Raw genomic sequence first — 19,369 nt, 5'->3', positions numbered from 1 at the left:
AGGTGCTTGGAATGAGTCTATCAGAACAATTTATGCCGGCCTTTCTGGAAGAGGTCGTTGGTGACCGTTTTGGTCGCTACTCCAAATATATTATTCAGGATCGAGCGATTCCCGATGTGCGGGATGGATTAAAGCCAGTACAGCGGCGTATTCTTTACGCCATGTACGACTCGGGCAATACACCGGAGAAGCCATATCGTAAATCTGCCAAAACGGTAGGAGACGTTATGGGTAATTATCACCCTCATGGCGACTCTTCGATCTATGAAGGTATGGTGCGGATGGCACAGCCATGGAAAATGGGCCATATGCTTGTAGACGGGCATGGCAACTGGGGCTCACAAGATGATGATCCCGCTGCAGCTATGCGTTATACAGAGGCACGTTTGTCATCCATTGCGATGGAGATGCTTCGTGATATTGAGAAACGCACCGTGTTATTTAAAGATAACTTTGACAATACAGCCAAGGAACCTGTGGTGTTGCCTTCCCGTTATCCCAACCTGCTAGTTAATGGGGTAAGCGGAATCTCTTCCGGTTTCGCAACAGAGATCCCACCGCACAATTTGCGCGAAACGATTGATGCTTGTATTGCTGTAATGGAGAAACCATCCATTGAACTGGACGAAATCATGATGTTCATCAAAGGACCTGATTTTCCAACAGGCGGCTTAATTATGGGCGGCGACGGTATACTGGATGCATATCGTACAGGTAAAGGACGCATCTACATACGTTCCAAAACCGAGATCGAAAATATGCGTGGCGGCAAGCAGCAGATCGTTATAACGGAGATTCCTTATCAGGTGGTCAAATCACGTCTTGTTACGGCGATGGAAAACATCCGTCTGGAGAAAAAGGTTGAGGGTATCGCAGAAGTCCGCGATGAAAGTGGACGCGAAGGCTTACGGATTGTTGTTGAGCTGAAAAAAGATGCGGATGCACAAGGGATTTTGGCTTATTTGCTGAAAAAAACCGACCTGCAAGTCACCTACAACTTCAATATGGTCGCGATTGTGAACAAAGCGCCGCAGCAGCTTGGTCTAAAAGCGATTTTAGAAGCTTACATCGCTCACCAACGCGAAGTAGTAACTTTCCGAACCAAGTATGAGCTGGAAAAGGCGGAAGACCGTGCTCATGTCCTAGAGGGGCTAGTGAAAGCCCTTAACATTTTGGATGAAGTGATCGCAGCGATTAAAGCTTCGAAGAATCGTCAAGATGCTCAAAACAATCTGATTTGGATGTTTGGGTTCACGGAACGTCAAGCAGATTCCATTCTCACCTTGCAATTGTATCGTTTGACGAATCTGGAGATTAATGCGCTACAAAAAGAGCTGGATGAACTCATGAAGAAGATTTCACAACTGCGCTCGATTCTCGACAGTGATCGCAAGCTGATCGGGGTCATTCGTAAAGAACTGCTGGAGATCAAAGAGAAGTACGGAATAGAGCGTCGTTCCGCGATTCAGGGTGAAGTAGAGGAACTCAAGGTTAATCTCGAAGTACTGGTCAACGCAGAAGATGTATTTGTGACATTGTCGAAAGAAGGATATGTCAAACGATCGAGTATGCAGTCCTTCACACGTTCTGGCGGTGAGCGAAGTGCCAGCGGCGTGAAAGAAGGAGATTATATCTCCCAGGTGCTTGAAGTAAATACATTGGAGAATTTGCTTGTCTTCACACAAAAAGGGCAATATTTCCTCCTGCCTGTGCATCAGGTGCCGGAGTTTAAGTGGAAAGATCCGGGTACCGCCATCGTTAATGTAATTCCTCTGGCGAAGGATGATCGGATCACCAGTGTACTGGCGATCAAATCGTTCGAGGAACCAGATCACAGTCTGGTATTTGTAACCCGCAAGGGACAGGTCAAACGAACTGAACTTAAGGAATACATTACAAAGCGCTCGGGTGCCGTAGCGGCATGCAAGGTTGCTAAGGATGATGAAGTGCTGTCCGTACATCTAAGTACGGGCGGGAAAGATATCATGCTGATTACCAAAGAAGCGATGGCGATTCGTTTCCGTGAAGATGAAGTGAATCCGATGGGACGTGTCTCTGGTGGTGTTCGTGGTATTCAATTGAAAGATACGGATGAAGTAGTCTCTGTGTTATGGGTAGAGGGAGATGAGGGAGAGGTAGCTGTATTGAGTGACCTCGGTTATGGTAAACGATCCTTGCTTCTGGACTATGCCCCGCAGAGCCGTGGTGGTAAAGGCGTGGTTACCTTTGAATTCAAGGAAGGTAAACGTGTTAAACCGAATGGTAGCCGTATTGCAGGTGCATTCTACTGTAAAGAGCAACGTCAGTTGACGGTGATGACCAAAGAGGGACAGGGCCATGCGGTCTCATCCGAGAGCGTTCCACTCACAGAACGTAAACACATCGGTAAATTACTTGTTCCTGTAGACAAACAGGACGAAATTACCGAGCTTATTCAGGATTTTAATGAGAATCAACCGGGGACAACCTCCTAAAAAAGATAAAAGACTCTTCGCTGGCAGTGCTGATTCTGTCGGGTGAAGAGTCTTTTTTTGTTGTTCTTGGGCGGATGAGAAGTGCATCATAAAGCGAAGTTTAACAACCTTCGTCGATTACAGTCGATCGCTGGGAAATTGAAAAAATGCAGCAGGAATGCGGCTTTGAAGCGCGAAAACTTAAGCAAATGAAATGATTATCCGTTGCAGGAGGAGTGATGTTCGATGTATAATTCCGATTTTGCTAAATGCTGGTCCAGATTAACCAAAGATTATAAACTGCATATGGATCAGGAATTAGCCCCTTCGTTAACAGAGGCACAGCTTGCGGTACTTGAGGTGCTCGAAGATCATGCAAAGATGAAACCATCTGATTTGATTCCATTTCTTGCGACAACACCTGCTGCAGTAACGATGTTATTGGATCGAATGGAGAAAAATGGCCTCATATGCAGAGTTCGTGATGATCAGGACAGGCGGATTGTGTGGGTTTCATTATCCGATAAGGGCAGAATGGAAACCACGCGTGGTATCACGATCCGCAATGAGTTTATGAATTCCGTACTGAGCAACATCTCGATGCACAATCAACAATTGCTTGTATATCTGCTTGGGAAAATGACTGCACCCAAAACGAATGCGCAAGAGCCTGCCTTAACGAGTTCAGGTTAAACGAGCAAAATCTGATCGTGAAATGAGTGTAGTAAATAATCTGATGATGTTAAAAAACAAAACGAATAATGCAATGATCATAAATAAGCATACTTCTGGTCATTAGGGCCAGGTGTATGCTTTTGTCTTTTTATTTTTTCTTGTTATTTGAAACTATTCTTATGTACAGCCAATAAGACTGAAACTCAATTCGTTATTGAGTATGGTTTGTAAAGAATACACATTGACAATTAAATCACTATATCGTAATATTACGTTATAACGTTTGAGGAGGAATCATTTTGGAGTTGCCTGCGTTCGATCGGAATCAATTAAAACAGTTTGACGAGCCAGCAGAGTTTCTTAAAGCGCTGTCTCATCCCGTACGTTTATGTATCGTCCGTGGTTTGATGCGCAAAAAAAAATGTAATGTTTCATATATGCAGGATTGTCTGGATCTCCCGCAGTCGACGGTGTCACAGCATCTGCAGAAGCTTCGCAGTGCGGGTATCGTTGCTACAGAGCGAAATGGCCTTGAAGTCAATTACGTACTGGCTGACTCACGCGCGGAGCAGTTAGTCATGATTTTATTTAAAGAGGATGGTTGCGAAGATGAATAAACCTAAAAAAGTGTTAATCGTGGGGGGCGTAGCAGGCGGTGCATCTGCTGCTGCACGCCTCCGTCGTCTGGACGAACATGCCGAGATTATTATGTTTGAAAAAGGCCCATATATCTCATTTGCCAATTGTGGATTGCCTTATTACATTGGAGGTACGATTGAAGAACGGGAGCGATTGCTCGTACAGACACCGAAGGGGATGGAGGATCGTTTCAATATCGATGTTCGTACACAAAGTGAGGTTATCGCTGTTGATCCAAGTAAACGAACCGTGCAGGTACGTAGTGCCGAGCGTGGTTTATACGAGGAAAACTATGATGAATTAATTTTGTCACCTGGTGCTCGTCCACTTGTACCCGATCTGCCCGGCAAAGAGAATCCATTGATATATACCGTGAGGAATATTCCTGATATTGATCGAATCAAAGAACAGATAAGTTCTGATAACAACCGTACTTCGATTGTGATTGGCGGTGGGTTTATCGGTGTAGAGATGGCTGAAAATTTGAAAGAAGCTGGACTGGATGTAACTTTGATTGAGGGGAATGATCAGCTGTTAACCCCGTTTGATCCGGAACTCGCAGCTATGCTAGCTCAAGAGATGGAGCAAAATGGAGTAAATCTTTTATTTTCACAGCGGGTTCAAGGCTTCCGTACGTTAGATCAAGGTATTGGTGTGGAATTGTCCGATGGCAAGATATTATCTGCAGATATGGTCATTCTGGCCATTGGGGTTATACCCGACACCTCATTTTTGCAGGACAGTGGTCTAGCTCTTGGTTCACGCGGACACATCATAGTTAATGACAAAATGGAGAGCAGTGTTCCGCATATTTATGCCGTGGGCGATGCCATCGAAGTGAAGGATTACATTCATGGCACGCAGACAGCAATTCCGCTTGCCGGTCCTGCGAACAAACAGGGACGGATTGTAGCGGATCAGATTGCTGGTCTTCCCACCACCTATAAAGGCACTCAGGGTACATCGATTATCAAAGTGTTTGGTTTGACAGGGGCATCTACGGGCACTAATGAAAAAACGCTGAAACGAATGCAGAAAGACTATCGAAGTGTTATCGTACACCCTGCATCTCATGCTTCCTATTATCCTGGTTCTAGTGCAGTTACGTTGAAATTACTCTTTGCTCCGGATGGGAAGATTCTAGGTGCACAAGCTGTGGGCTACGAAGGTGTGGACAAACGAATTGATGATATTGCAGTGGCGATCCACTTCGGAGGAAATGTACGAGATCTTACGGAACTGGAACTCAGTTATGCACCGCCATACTCTTCTGCGAAAGACCCGGTTAATATGGTTGGATATGCTGCCGAAAATATTCTGGATGAACGAGTGTATTCTTACTCGTATGATCAACTTGCAGAACGTGACCCTGCCCAGTCCGTATTAGTGGATGTTCGGAGTGATCTGGAACACCGTAACGGTAACATTCCCGGGTCTCTATCCATTCCGGTGGATGAGCTTCGTCAGCGGCTTGGAGAGCTGGATGTAACCAAAGAAATCTGGGTTTATTGTCAGGTTGGACTTCGGGGTTATACCGCTACACAAATTCTACGTCAGCATGGCTATCAGGTGAAGAATTTAAGCGGGGGTTATAAGACGTATCGTCAGGCACAATTCAAACCTGCAGGCGTAGAACCCCAAAAAGAGCAAGGGAGAATTTTGATGAATGGGAATGCAAATGAAAACAAAGGCTCAGGAGAAGATGCATCTAGGGAGCTCCATATTGATAATGAACTGAATGTATGTGGTTTGAGTTGCCCTGGCCCGCTAATCGAGGTTAAACAAAAAATGGATCAGTTGGCAGACGGACAGACCCTACGGGTCAAAGCTTCAGATCCAGGATTTTATGAGGATGTGAAGGCTTGGGCAACCATGTCGGGGTCTGACGTACTCAAGCTGGAGCGGGATAAGGGCGGGGTAATCGAGGCAGTTCTGGCCAAGAATACTTCGCCTGTCACAAGCGGTTCAATGCGACTTGAAAAAGCAAGTACAATGGTCGTATTCAGTGGTGAACTCGATAAGGCCATCGCCTCCTTCATTATTGCTAATGGAGCAGCAGCCAGTGGGCGGAAAGTTACGATGTTTTTCACCTTCTGGGGCTTAAACATGATTCGTAAACAAGAGATGCAGCAGGCACCTGTCAAAACAGGCATGGCCCGTATGTTTGATCTGATGTTGCCGAGCAACAGTCTGAAGCTGGGACTCTCCAAGATGAATATGTTTGGTGCAGGACCGAAAATGATCCGAGGGTTAATGAAAAAAAATAACGTAGCTTCGCTGGAACAACTCATGCAATCGGCTATCGCTCAAGGGGTTGAGATCGTAGCTTGTCAGATGTCGATGGATCTGATGGGCATACAACGTGAGGAATTGATCGATCAGGCTGTCATTGGCGGTGTGGGTTATTATCTCGGACAAGCGGATCATGCAAATCATAATTTGTTTATCTAGAGCGTGTATATTAATCAAAAGCTAAAACTGATCTTATGTTCAAACTTATTAACCGTATCAAACCTCTATTTCACCTAAAGTGGAATGGAGTTTTTTTTATTTTACATGATGACAAGAACATCAACATCAAAGGTCTAGACTCCGGTGCATAATCTCATCACTCAGGGAAAAGCTACAACCAAACTGATTAGCTGCTATTGGGCTTGCTTATATAATGTATATATCAAATATAATATGTCTTAATATTATTTTCTTAAAATCATATGTAAAGAGTTGACTATGTAAATATTTTTGTTATAATAAGTAATTGTTCCCCTGATATTTCGTGTACGAAATATTATATTCCATAAGTAAAAGGGTGAAACAATGACGGATACGTACGAGGTATTTTACATTATCAACTCATTTCGACAAGTGAATCAGATGCTCTTCCGGGCATTCTGGAATGAAAACAAGGAGATCGAGCTCACTTCGATCCAGTTTATGGTGTTATCCATCCTTAAGGAGCGACCTGCACTTGGCATTAACGAGATTGCTGATCTGTGCCATATGGGTAGTAGTTCGATGAGCGCTGTAGTAGAACGTCTCGTGAAAGGCGAGTACATCGTACGGACACGATCTGATGCAGATCGCCGTTCTGTGGTACTACAGATTACAGCCAAAGGGGAAAAGGCTCAACAGGAGACACAACAGCTCTGGATGGAGCGTGTATCACCTATACTGGATATTTCGAAGGAAGATCTAGAGCACCTGCTTCGTATTCATAGTCTGATGATTGAAAAGTTACAAGGAAGAGAGATGAACAACTTATGAGCACAACAACTGCTACAGCTCCGTCCTCTGCGATGGACAACATCAAGAAAGGTCCCATTGTAGCGGCCTTGTTAATTGGTGCCTTTGTGGCATTTTTGAACCAGACCCTGATGAACGTGGCTCTTCCTAAAATTATGGAGGATCTCGGCATCGGGCCGAACAAAGCCCAGTGGCTTACTACGGGATATATGCTTGTCAACGGGGTGTTAATCCCGGTTACGGCATACTTGATTGCCAAATTTTCAACACGGCAAATTTTTATAACAGCTATGTCATTATTTACGATCGGTACGCTAGTCTGCGGACTTAGTCCGAACTTCTCGATTCTTATGGTCGGCCGCGTTATTCAAGCTGCAGGAGCCGGTATTCTGATGCCGCTAATGACCGTTGTATTTCTGACGATTTTCCCGATTGAGAAGCGTGGACAGGCGATGGGTACGATGGGGATCGCGATGATCCTCGCACCAGCGATTGGGCCTACGTTATCCGGTTATATCGTCGAGCACTATTCCTGGAGATTGTTATTCTACATCATTCTGCCATTCTCCGTGATCGCGACAGCAATTGGTATTGCTTTTGTCAAAAACGTAACACGTCAATCCAAGCCGAAACTGGACTCTGTTGGCGTAATTCTATCCACACTCGGATTTGGTAGCTTGCTGTATGGTTTTAGTGATGCAGGTACAGACGGATGGGGAAGTGCTGTTGTCATCAGCTGCCTCGTCGTTGGCGCTATTTCCCTAATTCTGTTCGTTATTCGTCAGTTGACGACGGATCATCCGCTTTTGGAGTTCCGTATTTTCAAATACAACATGTACACCTTAACAACGATCATTAATATGCTTGTTACGATGGCGATGTTTGCAGGCATGATCTTGCTCCCAATCTTTCTGCAAAATATCCGTGGGTTCTCACCGATTGAATCCGGCTTGCTCATGATGCCAGGTGCCATCCTAATGGGAATTATGTCTCCGATTACAGGTCGCATCTTCGATAAAGTCGGTGCACGCTGGCTCTCCGTTACGGGTCTGGCTATTACAGCGGTTACCACATGGGGACTCAGCCGTTTGGCCATTGACACCACGTATGGATATATGATGTTTATCTACACTGCTCGTATGTTTGGTATGTCGATGCTGATGATGCCGATTCAGACGGCTGGTCTGAATCAGTTGCCTCAACGACTTAATGCTCATGGTACAGCGATGTCGAACACACTGCGTACAGTGGCAGGTGCGATTGGTACAGCGATTCTCGTAACGATCATGAGTAGCAAGCTCAAGTCGCATCTGGCGGAAACGATGGCTACGGGTACAATTGACCCGAACAACAAAACAGCGGTGCTGGCTGCTACAGCAGATGCAACGATCTATGGTGTCAACTATGCCTTTACGGTAGCCACCTTTATGACAATTGCAGCGCTGATTATGGCTTTCTTCATTCAGAAAACCAAACCGGCTACCGAGCCGGTAAACGCAGAGAAAGAAAAAGCCAAAAAAGTAGCAACAGCTTAAAATTAGACTTGAAATCTATAACGAATAAATAAGAAAAAGAGAACTCTCAGGCTGCCAGTAGGACACATCTTCTACGGCAACGAGAGTTCTCTTTTTTTGTTTTACAGATGACATATCACTAAGCAAACGATAGAATATACTGTCATTCATTTTCATCTTTAATTGAAGTCACATCATGCAGCAGCCAATCTGGATCAGGTTCATAACCGAAACGTTGGAGATCAATGCTCCCATCCAGCTGGAATTCCACGCCTTCACTGACAAGCTCGGTTTCCTGCATCATGCGTGATTCTTCATCGGTTATGGCAATTTGTCCTTTCGCATTAACGACCCGGTGCCAGGGTAAGCGTTCCTTCCGGCTCATAGAGTGCAGAATACGAACGACCTGTCTTGCCGCCCTTGGGCTCCCAGCGCAGGCTGCAATCTGTCCATACGTCATTACCTTTCCTTCAGGGATCGCAGCAATAATGGCGACAACCTGCTGTGTGAACGGGGTCATGAATATCGGCTCCTGTCTTAGAAGATTAAAATATTGAACGCAGATAGAAAGAGTTGTTATATGATTTTTCGATTAAAAAAGTGTCGCCCGGATGTAGCATCCGAACGACACGTTACAGGTGCAGAAAGCTACTGCTTCTAGTTGATCCAATCTGCTTATATGCAGTTTATATCTTCAATGTGAAAGCTTTTTCGTATATATCCATAGGCCATTCAGCCCAAGGAAATTCTCGTGCAGGCAGGGATTGCAGCACAACTTCCTCTTTGGTGACAGGATGGGGGAGTGCAGCAATGACAGACCATAACGCGATCTGTTGTCCCGGTTTGTTTATTTTGGCGCCATATTTCTGATCTCCGAATAGTGGACAGCCCGCTTCTTTCATCTGCACACGTATCTGATGGGAGCGACCCGTATGAAGCTCGATATGCACAAGGCTGTAACGATCAGTTTCTCCGACGACCTCGTAGTCTAGAACGGCATCTTTAGCGCCAGGCGTACCTTTGGGTACAGCGGTTACGGTGTTTGTTCTGCTGTCTTTTAGCAGCGTGTGCTTCAACGTGCCCTGACGTGCTGGCAACTTGCCATGAACAACAGTTGCATAGATTTTACGGAAATGACGTCCACGCACGGTTTCGGACAATCGGGAAGCTGCTTTGGAGGTTTTGGCAAAGATCATGGCACCTCCAACCGGGCGATCCAGACGATGCACCAGTCCCAGATATACATTGCCAGGTTTATTATAACGTTCTTTCAGATCCTGTTTGAGTAAAGTGAGCAGATCCGGATCACCGGAAGCATCTTCCTGCGTAGGGACATTCACCGGTTTTGTGATGCCTAACAGATGATTATCCTCATACAGAATCTCGATATCTCCAGTTTTTTGCACATCATGAGACATAATCAGGACTCCCAGCGGCCCAAAATACCGCAAGGCAGATCGAGACCGCTGCGTGTAATCGGCAATCCGATTTCTCCGGCAGTAATCTCTCCACCATACTTGGCAGACATCGTCATCGTCAGCATGTTTCGTAATACCGTTGAAGAGATACCTGTGGTATAAGAGTTCACCAGCATAAACAACGGATTATCCGAAAGAATCGTCATACAGGATTTCAGGAAAGGATAGAGGTTTTCCTCCAGTTTCCATGTTTCCCCGTTCGGGCCACGTCCGTAAGAAGGCGGGTCCATAATAATCGCATCGTATTTGTTACCACGGCGCTGTTCGCGCTGTACAAATTTGAACACATCATCGGTGATGAAACGAACAGGTCGATCAGCAAGTCCGGACAATTGCACATTTTCTTTCGCCCATTGGACCATGCCTTTCGCTGCATCACAGTGTACAACAGAAGCGCCAGCGTAAGCCGCTGCTACAGTTGCTCCGCCGGTGTAGGCGAATAGATTCAAGACAGAGATGGGGCGTCCTGCATTCGAAATTTTATCCATCATCCAGCTCCAGTTGGCAGCTTGTTCGGGGAACAATCCGGTGTGTTTGAAGCTTGTCGGTTTAATATGGAATTTCAGGTTTTCATATCCGATCGTCCAGCGTTCAGGAATGGGTTTTTTCATATCCCAGTTTCCGCCGCCAGAAGAGCTGCGGTGATAGTGACCGTGAGCTTGGCGCCATTCATGGGTTTCTTGTTCAAGCGGCCAGATAATCTGTGGATCAGGTCTGCGCAAGATGACATCTCCCCAGCGCTCCAGCTTCTCGCCGCCTCCCGTATCGATTACTTCATAGTCTTTCCAGTTCTTAGCTACGTACATAGTGGTTTATCCATCCTTCAAAATTCATTTGGATACTATTGTACAACAAAAAAGGGGCTGTACGCCAGTTAGCCTCAGGGGATTAAGGCAATGTGCAGACGAATTTCGACATAACATAAAATGAAGATCTGAATAAAATTAATTTGACAATGATAATCATTATCACTTATGATTTTGATATTGCAATATGCAATTTATGCGAGACGTATTTTAAGGGAATTCAATCCATATAACGAAACCAAAGTGAGGGACAATAGATGGCTAAATGGTTAGTGGCGTATGCCAGTATGACAGGCAACACAGAAGAGATTGCGGAACTCATTGTGGAAGGCATTACAGCAAGTGGTCATGAAGCTGACTTGAAATCCGTAACCGACTTTAATGCCGCAGAAGTTTTGAATTATGAGGGCTTTATGATTGGTGTGTACACATGGGGAGATGGTGAACTGCCGGATGAATTTCTGGACTTCTATGAAGAACTGGATGAGCTTGATTTGCATGGAAAGAGAGCGGCTGTCTTCGGAAGCGGAGATACGTCCTATGAACAATTTTGCGGAGCAGTTGATCTAACAGCGGAGAAGCTGAAGGAACGTGGGGCGGAAGTATCACCTGAGATGTTGAAAATTGAATACAGTCCGCTCGAGCAGGAAAAAGAATCATGCCGGGATTTCGGCAGACGTTTTGTTACTGCTGGTGCGGAGATATCCTGATCGAAATGTTACAGCGTGATGCCTATACAGCAAAGGCTCAGGGGAGCGATGGGCTCCCTGAACGTTTGCTTGAGGACTATAAGCTGGAAGAGATGTTGCGTAGCCCGCACCGGTTTATCCGCCCTGAACCTTCGGCTGAGCAACGTCCAGCGCTACAATGGAGACATCGCGTGCAATATGCGGTGAGTCATGCCATTAATCATTTTTACAGTGTGGACCCTGACGTACGCAAAGAAATCCCGATTCAATATGTACTCGAAAAATGGTGGCCTAGAAAAACGGACGGTTTTGATTCCGTTCTTCATTATTGGGATGTGAAGCAGAAAATGATCGATGAACTGTCGCTGGCCATTGCAGCGAATGATGACTTGAAGCGGCCTGCGATCTTGTTCGAACAATGGAAAACAGAAGTACCTTATTTACAAATGTCTTTATCCGTCATCTTTCAGGCGGCTTGGCAACCAGAAGGCTGGGATGCACTGCTTGTTCAGAAATATATGGTGGTTCATGATGCCAACGTTGTGGAAGCCTTTCAACATATGGTCAGTGTGTTTTGCTGGGAAGCATTTGGCAAGTTGCCAGGCATGATTGAAATTTACTGTCTGCTGGAAGGGCGGAAGATCAGGTACATACCAGGTCGCCAATCATTACAGCGTTCGATGGATTATATCCGTCTTGTTCGGGACAGTATACCCATTGCCGAAGAGCAAGAATCAGAGCACTTTACCTCAAAGGATAAGATCCGTGTGCATGAAGAAGTGGACCGTTGGAGAACGGAAGGGACGAAGCCACAAAAAACATGGTTGATGTGACACTCGAAGCTGTTGATAACACTTATTTCGGAGGAGGGAGTACAGGTGACGACGTTATTCAGGCAAGATATCGGTAATGGAAAAAGAAGAGCAGGAACATGTGAGTTCAGCTCCATGCCTGTACCTCAAGCTGTCATAAGAAAGTTGCTGGATGAAGCTGATCCATCATTATATGTTATGAGTTCAGCGCCCTGGCGTTTTATGCTGTTTTCCGGTGAAGGGCGACAGCTCTATATGGAAGCTGTCAGACAGAGCTATCCGCCTCATCTTGCAGATTCTCACGGGAGCTGGGCTGCGTATCAATACACGGAAGCGATCCCAGCTCATTTGGTGGTGGTTGCCCCCGGCAATTCTCCAGAGGATCATGTTTTGCCTGCGAAGGCATGGAGTAAACGATTCTCTATTCTGGCTGCTGAACAGGGGGTACACGCCGTCTGGAAGATGAATGATTATCAGCAACATCCCGTATTCATGAACTTGATGGGACTTACATCGAGCGAAAGGGTGCTTGGCGTATTTCACATCGGTTACGGTGAGCAGTGTGGATTACCCAGTGTGGCAACAGGTAGACCAGCTTCAGAACTCATGACGGTATATGACCATTTGGTGTGAAGGGCAACGAGCCTGACAGCTGCGTTGCCGGGGTGCGCTTACGGATATTTGATTCAGTGAATGTTACCGTGCAAGGTTTCCGAGGAACTGACGAACACGTTCTCGCTGAGAATGATCTTGAGAACTGGCTTTATATAAGCGATTTGAAACGGTAATGTTGTTACCAAAGAAAAATCGTTCAAACTGAGTCTGTCTGCCTCCAAATGAACCTGCACCAAGTTCCCAGATCAGGCGAAACAGTGCGTTTCGTTCTTTGGATTCCATGTCGGAGCCTTTGAGGTAGACGTTTAAAGAGTCAGCTGTTCCGGACTGGAAATCCTCTTCCTGAGGAACCATGATCATGCCGCTGGAACTGAGCAACTGCAATATCTCGATCATTTCAGGATACAGTTTCGGATAGAGAAGATTGGCAGCCATAAGCGGTTTAGGCGCTGGCAGGATATATCCTCGTCCGTCCGGTATTGCGCCTGCCTCAGCAGCTAGAGCAAGTGCTTTTAAGGATTCAAGACCTGCGAGAGCACGTGCAGTTTTTTCTAAAACATGCGCCTCGTTCGACAGATCAAGCGTATCGGTTAATAGTTGAATGGTGCCGAGCATAAATTCGGTTTTGGCAATATAACGACATAACACCTGATGCCCCGCATGGATATGGAAGTTACTGCCGCTGAAAAGAGTCGAAGACATCTGCTCATGACCTGCAAAAAAAATGCGGTTATGCGGCACAAGCACGTGGTCAAAGATGACGATATTGTCCATCTCCTCATATCTGGAGCTTAAGGGGTAATTGTAGTTGGACTCAGCTGCATACGTATCTCGGCAGATCAGAGTGATGCCAGGCAGATCATTAGGAACAGCAAACGAAAAAGCAAATGGATTTTCATCATCAAAAGGTGCAGGAGAAGGTGATGGATAGACAAAAATTTCATCTGAAGTAGCAGCCTGTGTGGCCATCATAAATGCACCGTTTATAATGAGTCCTTCATCAGTCCGATCAACAACCTTGGCAGCGATGGCATCTTCAGTAGCATCCATCTGTCCTGAAATTTTACTGGCATGTGGCTGAATAAAGGCATGGGATAGTGTGATGTCATGATCACGACAATAGGCGTAGTAATTTCTCAGATTTTCAGCATATTGTGGGGAGAGATCGTTCAACAAGTCGGCAGCGGTAAAAAACGCCATCATCGCTGTGTTCATGTAATCGGGTGAGCGTCCCAGAAAACCGTGATGAGTCTGAGCCCATATCGTCATCGCTTCACGGCGTTTGCGGAGATCGTTGACGCTGGTTGGAGGCAGGAAGGACATGCCTACAGGCTTTCCATCGGTAGGAGAAGGATACGTCATAAGTTCTGTAAGCTGAGGGTCATACTGCAGGTCGTACATATTCATTTGAGTTTTCATCAAACCGGAGAAGGCGATGTGCTCGGAGCGTTTAGCAGTAAGCAGTTCTCCTTTATACCAGCAGGGTACGGTCTGGGCGTTAATTCGTTCACAATACTGCATGCCGGTTTTAGCGGGCATAGTTCTTCACCTCTTGGTCATGGTTCATGAGCACATTTATTTCTATCCTATACTACGTGAAGCTGTTGTCTAATGTGCTACGGACCATGGGGTGAAAAATTTGCATCGAGGGCTTGATAATAATTATCATTCTTGCTACAATAAACAAAGAAAAAGGAACCCGAGTGGGCTCCTTGGAATGAAACAGATCTTTTTATTTAACTTCAAACGTTTTGCAGTCTGTTTCAGCAGACTCGCTTGCTTCTTTGGAAGCGTGGCTCACGATATAGATGGAAGAAGCATTACATTTGTTTTCTTGAGCCCAGTGACGACAGGAGTTTACTTCACACAATACGTCTTTTGCCATGATTGTTAACCTCACTTTTAGTTGGATTTACATTCGTTGGTATAAAGATCCGGATTCGCAAGTTGCCGCTTGAGAATCTGGAACCATTTTCACGCTCTCATGAATTTGGAGGGCTTTTTTGTGTTATACACAACGATGCACTTTCAGAATAGCAAATTTTGCTTTCCCATGCAACTGAATGGCGGCTCAGGAGACATACGGATGCAGATCAGGAGTCTAATCTTTGCAAAGAGGCATCTGTATGTTATTATTTAATAGTAAAAATTACGATTAATTAGCAAGCAGTCCCGCAACAACAAAATCTTTAACAATAAATAACGACGATACGAATGACTATCTTTTTTGAAGGAGCTACATATACACATGAGTAAAATGAATCACGCAAACCGCATCCCTCGTGCAAAAGGAATCGATATGGCGGCATTCTACACGCCGAAGGAATGTAAACGAAAAGCACAACATATTGTCTTCTCGGCTGAAAATGAACGCATTGTCGAAGAGTTCATTACGATTCTGGGCATGAAGGAGAAGTTCAGGGAACATGATGTATCCATCCCTAATAAAATGGTTATGTTTGGCCCTCCGGGTACAGGAAAAACGTTAACCGCGTCATATCTGGCTCAAAGATTGGAGCTGCCACTTGTACTGGTCAGGCTGGATGCACTTATTCAAAGCCACTTGGGAGAAACGGGCAGCAATGTACGCAAGTTGTTTGAATATGCTCGCCTTAATCCTTGCGTATTATTTCTTGATGAGTTTGATGCCATTGGCCGAACGCGGGAAAGTAACGACGAGGTAAAAGAAATGGCAAGGGTGGTTAATACACTTTTGCAATGTTTGGATGAATTCGAAGGAGACAGCATTCTAGTTGCTGCCACGAATCTGGAGACACAACTTGATCATGCGATCTGGCGCCGATTTGATACCAAGATGACGTACGCGATGCCAGATGAAGATAGCCGCAGACTGTACATTAGTAAACTGGTTGGAACGTTTGAACAGGAGCACAGGCTGGAGGATTATATCTGTGAACGTCTGGCTGGCTGCAGCTATGCGGATGTGGAGCAGATTGTGTTAAAAGCAAAGCGTAAAGCTATTATTGGAAGCAGTGCTCTGCACAGGCAGTTGATCTCTGATGCGTACGAGGAATACAGACCCCGAGTGCTACAAGGGTAGAGGTGAAGTCAGTACCTCGGCGAATAATGAAAGCCCGGCTTCCTTTTTGTAAGGAATACCGGGCCTTTTTATTACAATGCTGATTTGGCTTTGACAGGTGAACGATAGGTTTTCTCTGGAATAGACGCTTCCTGCTGAGCAATCCAGCGTGGCAAGCTTAATCTAAACGTACTTCCATCTGGACTGCTGGAAACGAGGGTTAACGTACCACCTTGCTCCTGTGCAAGAAGACGGCTGTATGTTAAACCGAGACCCAAGCCACGATTACGGCGTTTTTTCAACTCTCCCCGATAGAATCGTTCGAATATGTTACGCTGATCCTCTATGGAAATTCCCGTGCCGTTGTCCTGCACATCGACATGTAACATGTCTTCCTCTACGCGTAAATGCATATGGAAGAGGGCTTGTTGGCCTGGCATTGTGGCATGCAGTCCATTGTTAAGCAAATTTACAATAATCTGCTGGATCCGGAGCGCATCACCCATCACGTATAGTGCGTCTGACGGCGCATGAAGCTGAACTTCTGGCATATGTTCCTCATAGGCAATTTTCCATTGGTAAATGATCTCACCTACAAGCAACTTCAGGTCGGTACGTTCCTTCCGAACAGCAACACTTCCAGCGGTCATGGCATTATAATCCAGCAGATCCGCAATCATTCGTTCCATGCGTTCTGATTCTTTCAGAGCAATATCCAGAAACTCTTTGCCTTCCTGCGGACTGACGACATCGTCGCGAACAGCCATTACCAATCCTTTGATGGAGGTGACAGGCGTTTTGAGCTCGTGACTTACGCCTGCAAGAGAAAGTGCACGCCATTCTTCGAGTTGACGCAGACGTGTTGCCATATCCCCAAAAGAACCTACAAGTTCGTTCATTTCCCGTACACGTGTTGTAATATCTAGGTTTACATCATAATTTCCACCGCGGATCTGCTCTGCCGCATAAGCGACCTGCCGAATCGGTCTGGATAGTTTGCTCGACAGGAGATAAATCGTGAACCAGCCGCAGAGAATAAGGCCTCCAAAAATCAAGGCGACCAGCCAGACCGTTTCAGGACCGAACGTAATGGATTGTTTGGACTGCATGACCCATACTTTTCCAATCGTTTGGTTCCCGTCAGCAATATCTACCGTCACACCTGCATACTTGCTGTTACGCGGTTCAAGAAAATCATCGGATAGTCGGTAATAAACATCCTCTTGCTGCATTTTTGGCTGAGAAAAAACCAGTTTGTTGTTATTGTCGAGCACCATGACGCAAAAATAATTGTCGGTATTAAACAGCTTCTCCCGGCTGCTTACAATGGTGTTCAAATCAGGTGGAACCTGAAGCTTGTGATCCTTCACGGTTACTCGGTCAGCAATCTCCCACCCGAGTAGCTCAGCGGTTTTTAGGCTTTTTTCAATCGATGTTGTTCGTATCCAGTAGAGTGCGCCGGCTGCAATCACGGAGAAGCCGATACACAAAATCAGAAAATAACGGAGTGTCCAGTGTGACAAGATAGAAGTCGTTCGCTTAGATTTAATTGGTTTATTTGATGTCAGTTGGCGATCCAAAATTGATACCCCATTCCTCGCAACGTCCGGATTTCTCCTGTGTCTGTTGTCCAGTGAGAGAGTGCCTGACGCAGTCGTTTGATCGATAGATCTACAGCACGATCACTGCCTTCATAATCGAGTCCCCAGACTTGTTCAATCAGATGATCTCTAGTGAATGTACGGTTGGGATACTCGGACAGAAAAATAAGCAGAGACAGGTCACGTGGTGTAAGTGCGACCTCTGCACCGTTCAGTAGCACTTGCTTGGCAGCAAGGTCAATGACCAGATTGCCAAAAGAACGTTTGTCCTGCCCTCCGGAAGTCCAGTGTGGATTCCGCCGCAGTACAGCATTCACGCGTGCAACCACTTCTTCGGGTACAAACGGTTTGCTCATATAATCATCAGCACCAGCATTTAGACCGTTTAGCCGATCCGTAATATCGTCCAGTGCAGTTAACATAATGACGGGACAAGCACTCTTTTCCCGAATAATTCGTAACAGATCCCATCCATCCATTCCGGGTAACATAACGTCAAGTAATACGATTGAAGGATTTTCGGAATCAAAAAGGGTTAAAGCGGCGTGGCCATCCGCTGCGTGATGAACTTCAAATTCAGCTTTTCTCAGATAAGCAGCTAGAACGCGTGCGATTGCTTGCTCATCCTCTACGATGAGTACAGATTTCAAACAGGGTGTTCTCCTTTCACAGACAAGCTTGTGTACTGATTTTACATGAGGCGCGGCATAAAGCCAATCCTGTTTTCACATTATGAAAAAAAATGAAAAAGAATTGAATCTTGACTTCTTCCTGACACATTGGACTGTTACGATCCATATAAGAGCTAACGAAACCATACTGTACTGGAGGAATAATAGAGATGAGTAAAAAGGCCAAAACGTGGATTATTACAGGGGTAGCAGCAGTAGCCATCATTGGTGGGGGCGGTTATTACTTTGCAAATAGTTACTTGGGTAACAATGTTGAGATTGAACAGGTGCTTCCGGCAAACGCGGCTGCATCCACTACAGCTGCAGATAGCGGCACGGGCAAAGCAGTGGAAAATAAAAAGGTTGGAGCAGACCAGCTGAACGGAGACTGGAATATCAGCCAGGGATCGAAAGTATATTTCTCAGTAACCACTTCACAAGAAACCGTGAATTTTGTGGACGAGCAGGTTAGCGGGAAATGGACGATTAATGTGAATGACCCGGCCCAGTCGAAAGCAGAAGGAACAATCGAGGTAAACGGCATTGATTCCGGTAATGGACAGCGCGACGAGCATGTGAAAAGTGCAGACTTCTTCGATATGGCTAAACATCCGCAAGCAACATTCAAAGCCACTTCATTTGAAGATATGCCTTCCGAATGGACAGAAGGACAGACGGCTGATTTGAAAATGAAAGGCACACTTACCGTAAGAGGTATTGAAAAGGAAGTTACGTTTGACGCTAAAGCGGCTTATCAAAATAATGAAGTGCTGCTGTCCGGCACAACGATGGTTACATTTGAAGATTTTGGCATGAAAAATCCACACTCGGTTGTGCTTTCAACTGAAAATGATATTCAGGTTCAACTTGAATTGAAGCTGGCAAAATAATAGATAAATCTTTACGATTTTATTAAATGATGAAAGACATAGTAATCCATTAAATCTGTTGTGTTCCGCCTCCGGGCGGGCTAACAGATTTTTTTGCTTTTGATAGGGTTTGCCTGAAAAAAATTATTAGGCCTGCTCATCTCCCTGAGGCTGGAAAATAAGGATTACGCTAGGCAGGACAAGGGCTAGAAAAATCGACATTGTTAAAAAAACTGCTGTTTCCTTTGGATAATGCCGTGTTGC

The 19,369-nt window shown here is 45.5% G+C and carries 18 protein-coding genes; 11 read left to right on the top strand and 7 right to left on the bottom strand.

Annotated elements, in window-relative coordinates; all coding sequences use genetic code 11:
- Positions 1-11 precede the first annotated feature (11 nt).
- The 6 genes from gyrA (at position 12) to M3629_RS10350 (ending at position 8,545) form a co-directional block, all read left to right on the top strand.
- Positions 12-2,474 (top strand): DNA gyrase subunit A, encoded by a 2,463-nt coding sequence (gyrA, locus tag M3629_RS10375; protein ID WP_251505539.1) that lies wholly within the window; start codon positions 12-14, stop codon positions 2,472-2,474.
- 225 nt (positions 2,475-2,699) lie between these two features.
- Positions 2,700-3,146: a MarR family winged helix-turn-helix transcriptional regulator gene (locus tag M3629_RS10370; RefSeq protein ID WP_154890571.1), complete on the top strand. Its 447-nt coding sequence runs from the start codon at positions 2,700-2,702 to the stop codon at positions 3,144-3,146.
- A 281-nt stretch (positions 3,147-3,427) separates the two neighbouring features.
- The gene (locus M3629_RS10365) at positions 3,428-3,745 is read left to right on the top strand and encodes an ArsR/SmtB family transcription factor (protein ID WP_251505537.1); all 318 of its coding nucleotides are present in this window, start codon (positions 3,428-3,430) and stop codon (positions 3,743-3,745) included.
- Positions 3,738-6,218: an FAD-dependent oxidoreductase gene (locus M3629_RS10360; RefSeq protein WP_251505534.1), complete on the top strand. Its 2,481-nt coding sequence runs from the start codon at positions 3,738-3,740 to the stop codon at positions 6,216-6,218. The genes M3629_RS10365 and M3629_RS10360 overlap by 8 nt, the downstream gene beginning before the upstream one ends.
- Before the next feature lie 366 nt (positions 6,219-6,584).
- On the top strand, positions 6,585-7,031 hold the full coding sequence (locus M3629_RS10355; protein WP_090917054.1) for a MarR family winged helix-turn-helix transcriptional regulator: 447 nt from the start codon (positions 6,585-6,587) through the stop codon (positions 7,029-7,031).
- Complete coding sequence (locus M3629_RS10350) at positions 7,028-8,545, top strand: DHA2 family efflux MFS transporter permease subunit (RefSeq protein ID WP_251505531.1); 1,518 nt, start codon at positions 7,028-7,030, stop codon at positions 8,543-8,545. The genes M3629_RS10355 and M3629_RS10350 overlap by 4 nt, the downstream gene beginning before the upstream one ends.
- A gap of 142 nt (positions 8,546-8,687) precedes the next feature.
- Here M3629_RS10350 and M3629_RS10345 read toward each other — a convergent pair whose 3' ends face one another.
- The 3 genes from M3629_RS10345 to M3629_RS10335 all read right to left on the bottom strand — a co-directional run bounded on the left by M3629_RS10345 (position 8,688) and on the right by M3629_RS10335 (position 10,808).
- Positions 8,688-9,044, bottom strand: coding sequence for an MGMT family protein (locus M3629_RS10345; protein WP_090917050.1), 357 nt, complete (start codon positions 9,042-9,044; stop codon positions 8,688-8,690).
- Positions 9,045-9,210: 166 nt separating this feature from the next.
- A complete protein-coding gene (locus M3629_RS10340; RefSeq protein ID WP_251505529.1) occupies positions 9,211-9,942 on the bottom strand; it encodes an RluA family pseudouridine synthase in 732 nt (243 codons plus the stop codon).
- A gap of 2 nt (positions 9,943-9,944) precedes the next feature.
- Positions 9,945-10,808, bottom strand: coding sequence for a class I SAM-dependent methyltransferase (locus M3629_RS10335; RefSeq protein WP_090917045.1), 864 nt, complete (start codon positions 10,806-10,808; stop codon positions 9,945-9,947).
- A gap of 257 nt (positions 10,809-11,065) precedes the next feature.
- Here M3629_RS10335 and M3629_RS10330 point away from each other — a divergent pair, with 257 nt between their 5' ends.
- From M3629_RS10330 to M3629_RS10320, 3 genes are read left to right on the top strand one after another with little or no spacing between them, the layout of a single operon-like run.
- Entirely contained in the window at positions 11,066-11,518 is a 453-nt protein-coding gene (locus tag M3629_RS10330; RefSeq protein WP_221788235.1) for a flavodoxin, read from the top strand.
- Positions 11,467-12,330, top strand: coding sequence for a hypothetical protein (locus M3629_RS10325; protein ID WP_251505527.1), 864 nt, complete (start codon positions 11,467-11,469; stop codon positions 12,328-12,330). The genes M3629_RS10330 and M3629_RS10325 overlap by 52 nt, the downstream gene beginning before the upstream one ends.
- A 45-nt stretch (positions 12,331-12,375) precedes the next feature.
- Complete coding sequence (locus M3629_RS10320; RefSeq protein WP_154957536.1) at positions 12,376-12,942, top strand: nitroreductase family protein; 567 nt, start codon at positions 12,376-12,378, stop codon at positions 12,940-12,942.
- A gap of 63 nt (positions 12,943-13,005) precedes the next feature.
- Here M3629_RS10320 and M3629_RS10315 read toward each other — a convergent pair whose 3' ends face one another.
- Together M3629_RS10315 and M3629_RS10310 are read right to left on the bottom strand one after the other, a co-directional pair.
- A complete protein-coding gene (locus M3629_RS10315; RefSeq protein WP_154983632.1) occupies positions 13,006-14,463 on the bottom strand; it encodes a 4-hydroxyphenylacetate 3-hydroxylase family protein in 1,458 nt (485 codons plus the stop codon).
- A 193-nt stretch (positions 14,464-14,656) separates the two neighbouring features.
- The gene (locus M3629_RS10310; RefSeq protein ID WP_090917035.1) at positions 14,657-14,809 is read right to left on the bottom strand and encodes a DUF1540 domain-containing protein; all 153 of its coding nucleotides are present in this window, start codon (positions 14,807-14,809) and stop codon (positions 14,657-14,659) included.
- A 363-nt stretch (positions 14,810-15,172) separates the two neighbouring features.
- On the opposite strand from M3629_RS10310, the gene M3629_RS10305 reads away from it, so the two are divergent.
- Positions 15,173-15,985 (top strand): AAA family ATPase, encoded by an 813-nt coding sequence (locus M3629_RS10305; protein WP_251505524.1) that lies wholly within the window; start codon positions 15,173-15,175, stop codon positions 15,983-15,985.
- 71 nt (positions 15,986-16,056) lie between these two features.
- Here M3629_RS10305 and M3629_RS10300 read toward each other — a convergent pair whose 3' ends face one another.
- Entirely contained in the window at positions 16,057-17,544 is a 1,488-nt protein-coding gene (locus M3629_RS10300; RefSeq protein ID WP_251505521.1) for a HAMP domain-containing sensor histidine kinase, read from the bottom strand.
- Complete coding sequence (locus M3629_RS10295; protein ID WP_251505518.1) at positions 17,529-18,215, bottom strand: response regulator transcription factor; 687 nt, start codon at positions 18,213-18,215, stop codon at positions 17,529-17,531. The genes M3629_RS10300 and M3629_RS10295 overlap by 16 nt, the downstream gene beginning before the upstream one ends.
- A 191-nt stretch (positions 18,216-18,406) precedes the next feature.
- Between M3629_RS10295 and M3629_RS10290 the strand changes: the two genes are divergently transcribed.
- On the top strand, positions 18,407-19,126 hold the full coding sequence (locus M3629_RS10290) for a YceI family protein (RefSeq protein ID WP_251505481.1): 720 nt from the start codon (positions 18,407-18,409) through the stop codon (positions 19,124-19,126).
- Positions 19,127-19,369: the final 243 nt, after the last annotated feature.

Source organism: Paenibacillus polysaccharolyticus (assembly GCF_023714295.1).
Lineage (GTDB): Bacteria > Bacillota > Bacilli > Paenibacillales > Paenibacillaceae > Paenibacillus > Paenibacillus polysaccharolyticus_A.
The sequence above is the reverse complement of the archived record's forward strand: the minus strand, read 5'-3'. Positions and strand labels throughout refer to the sequence as shown.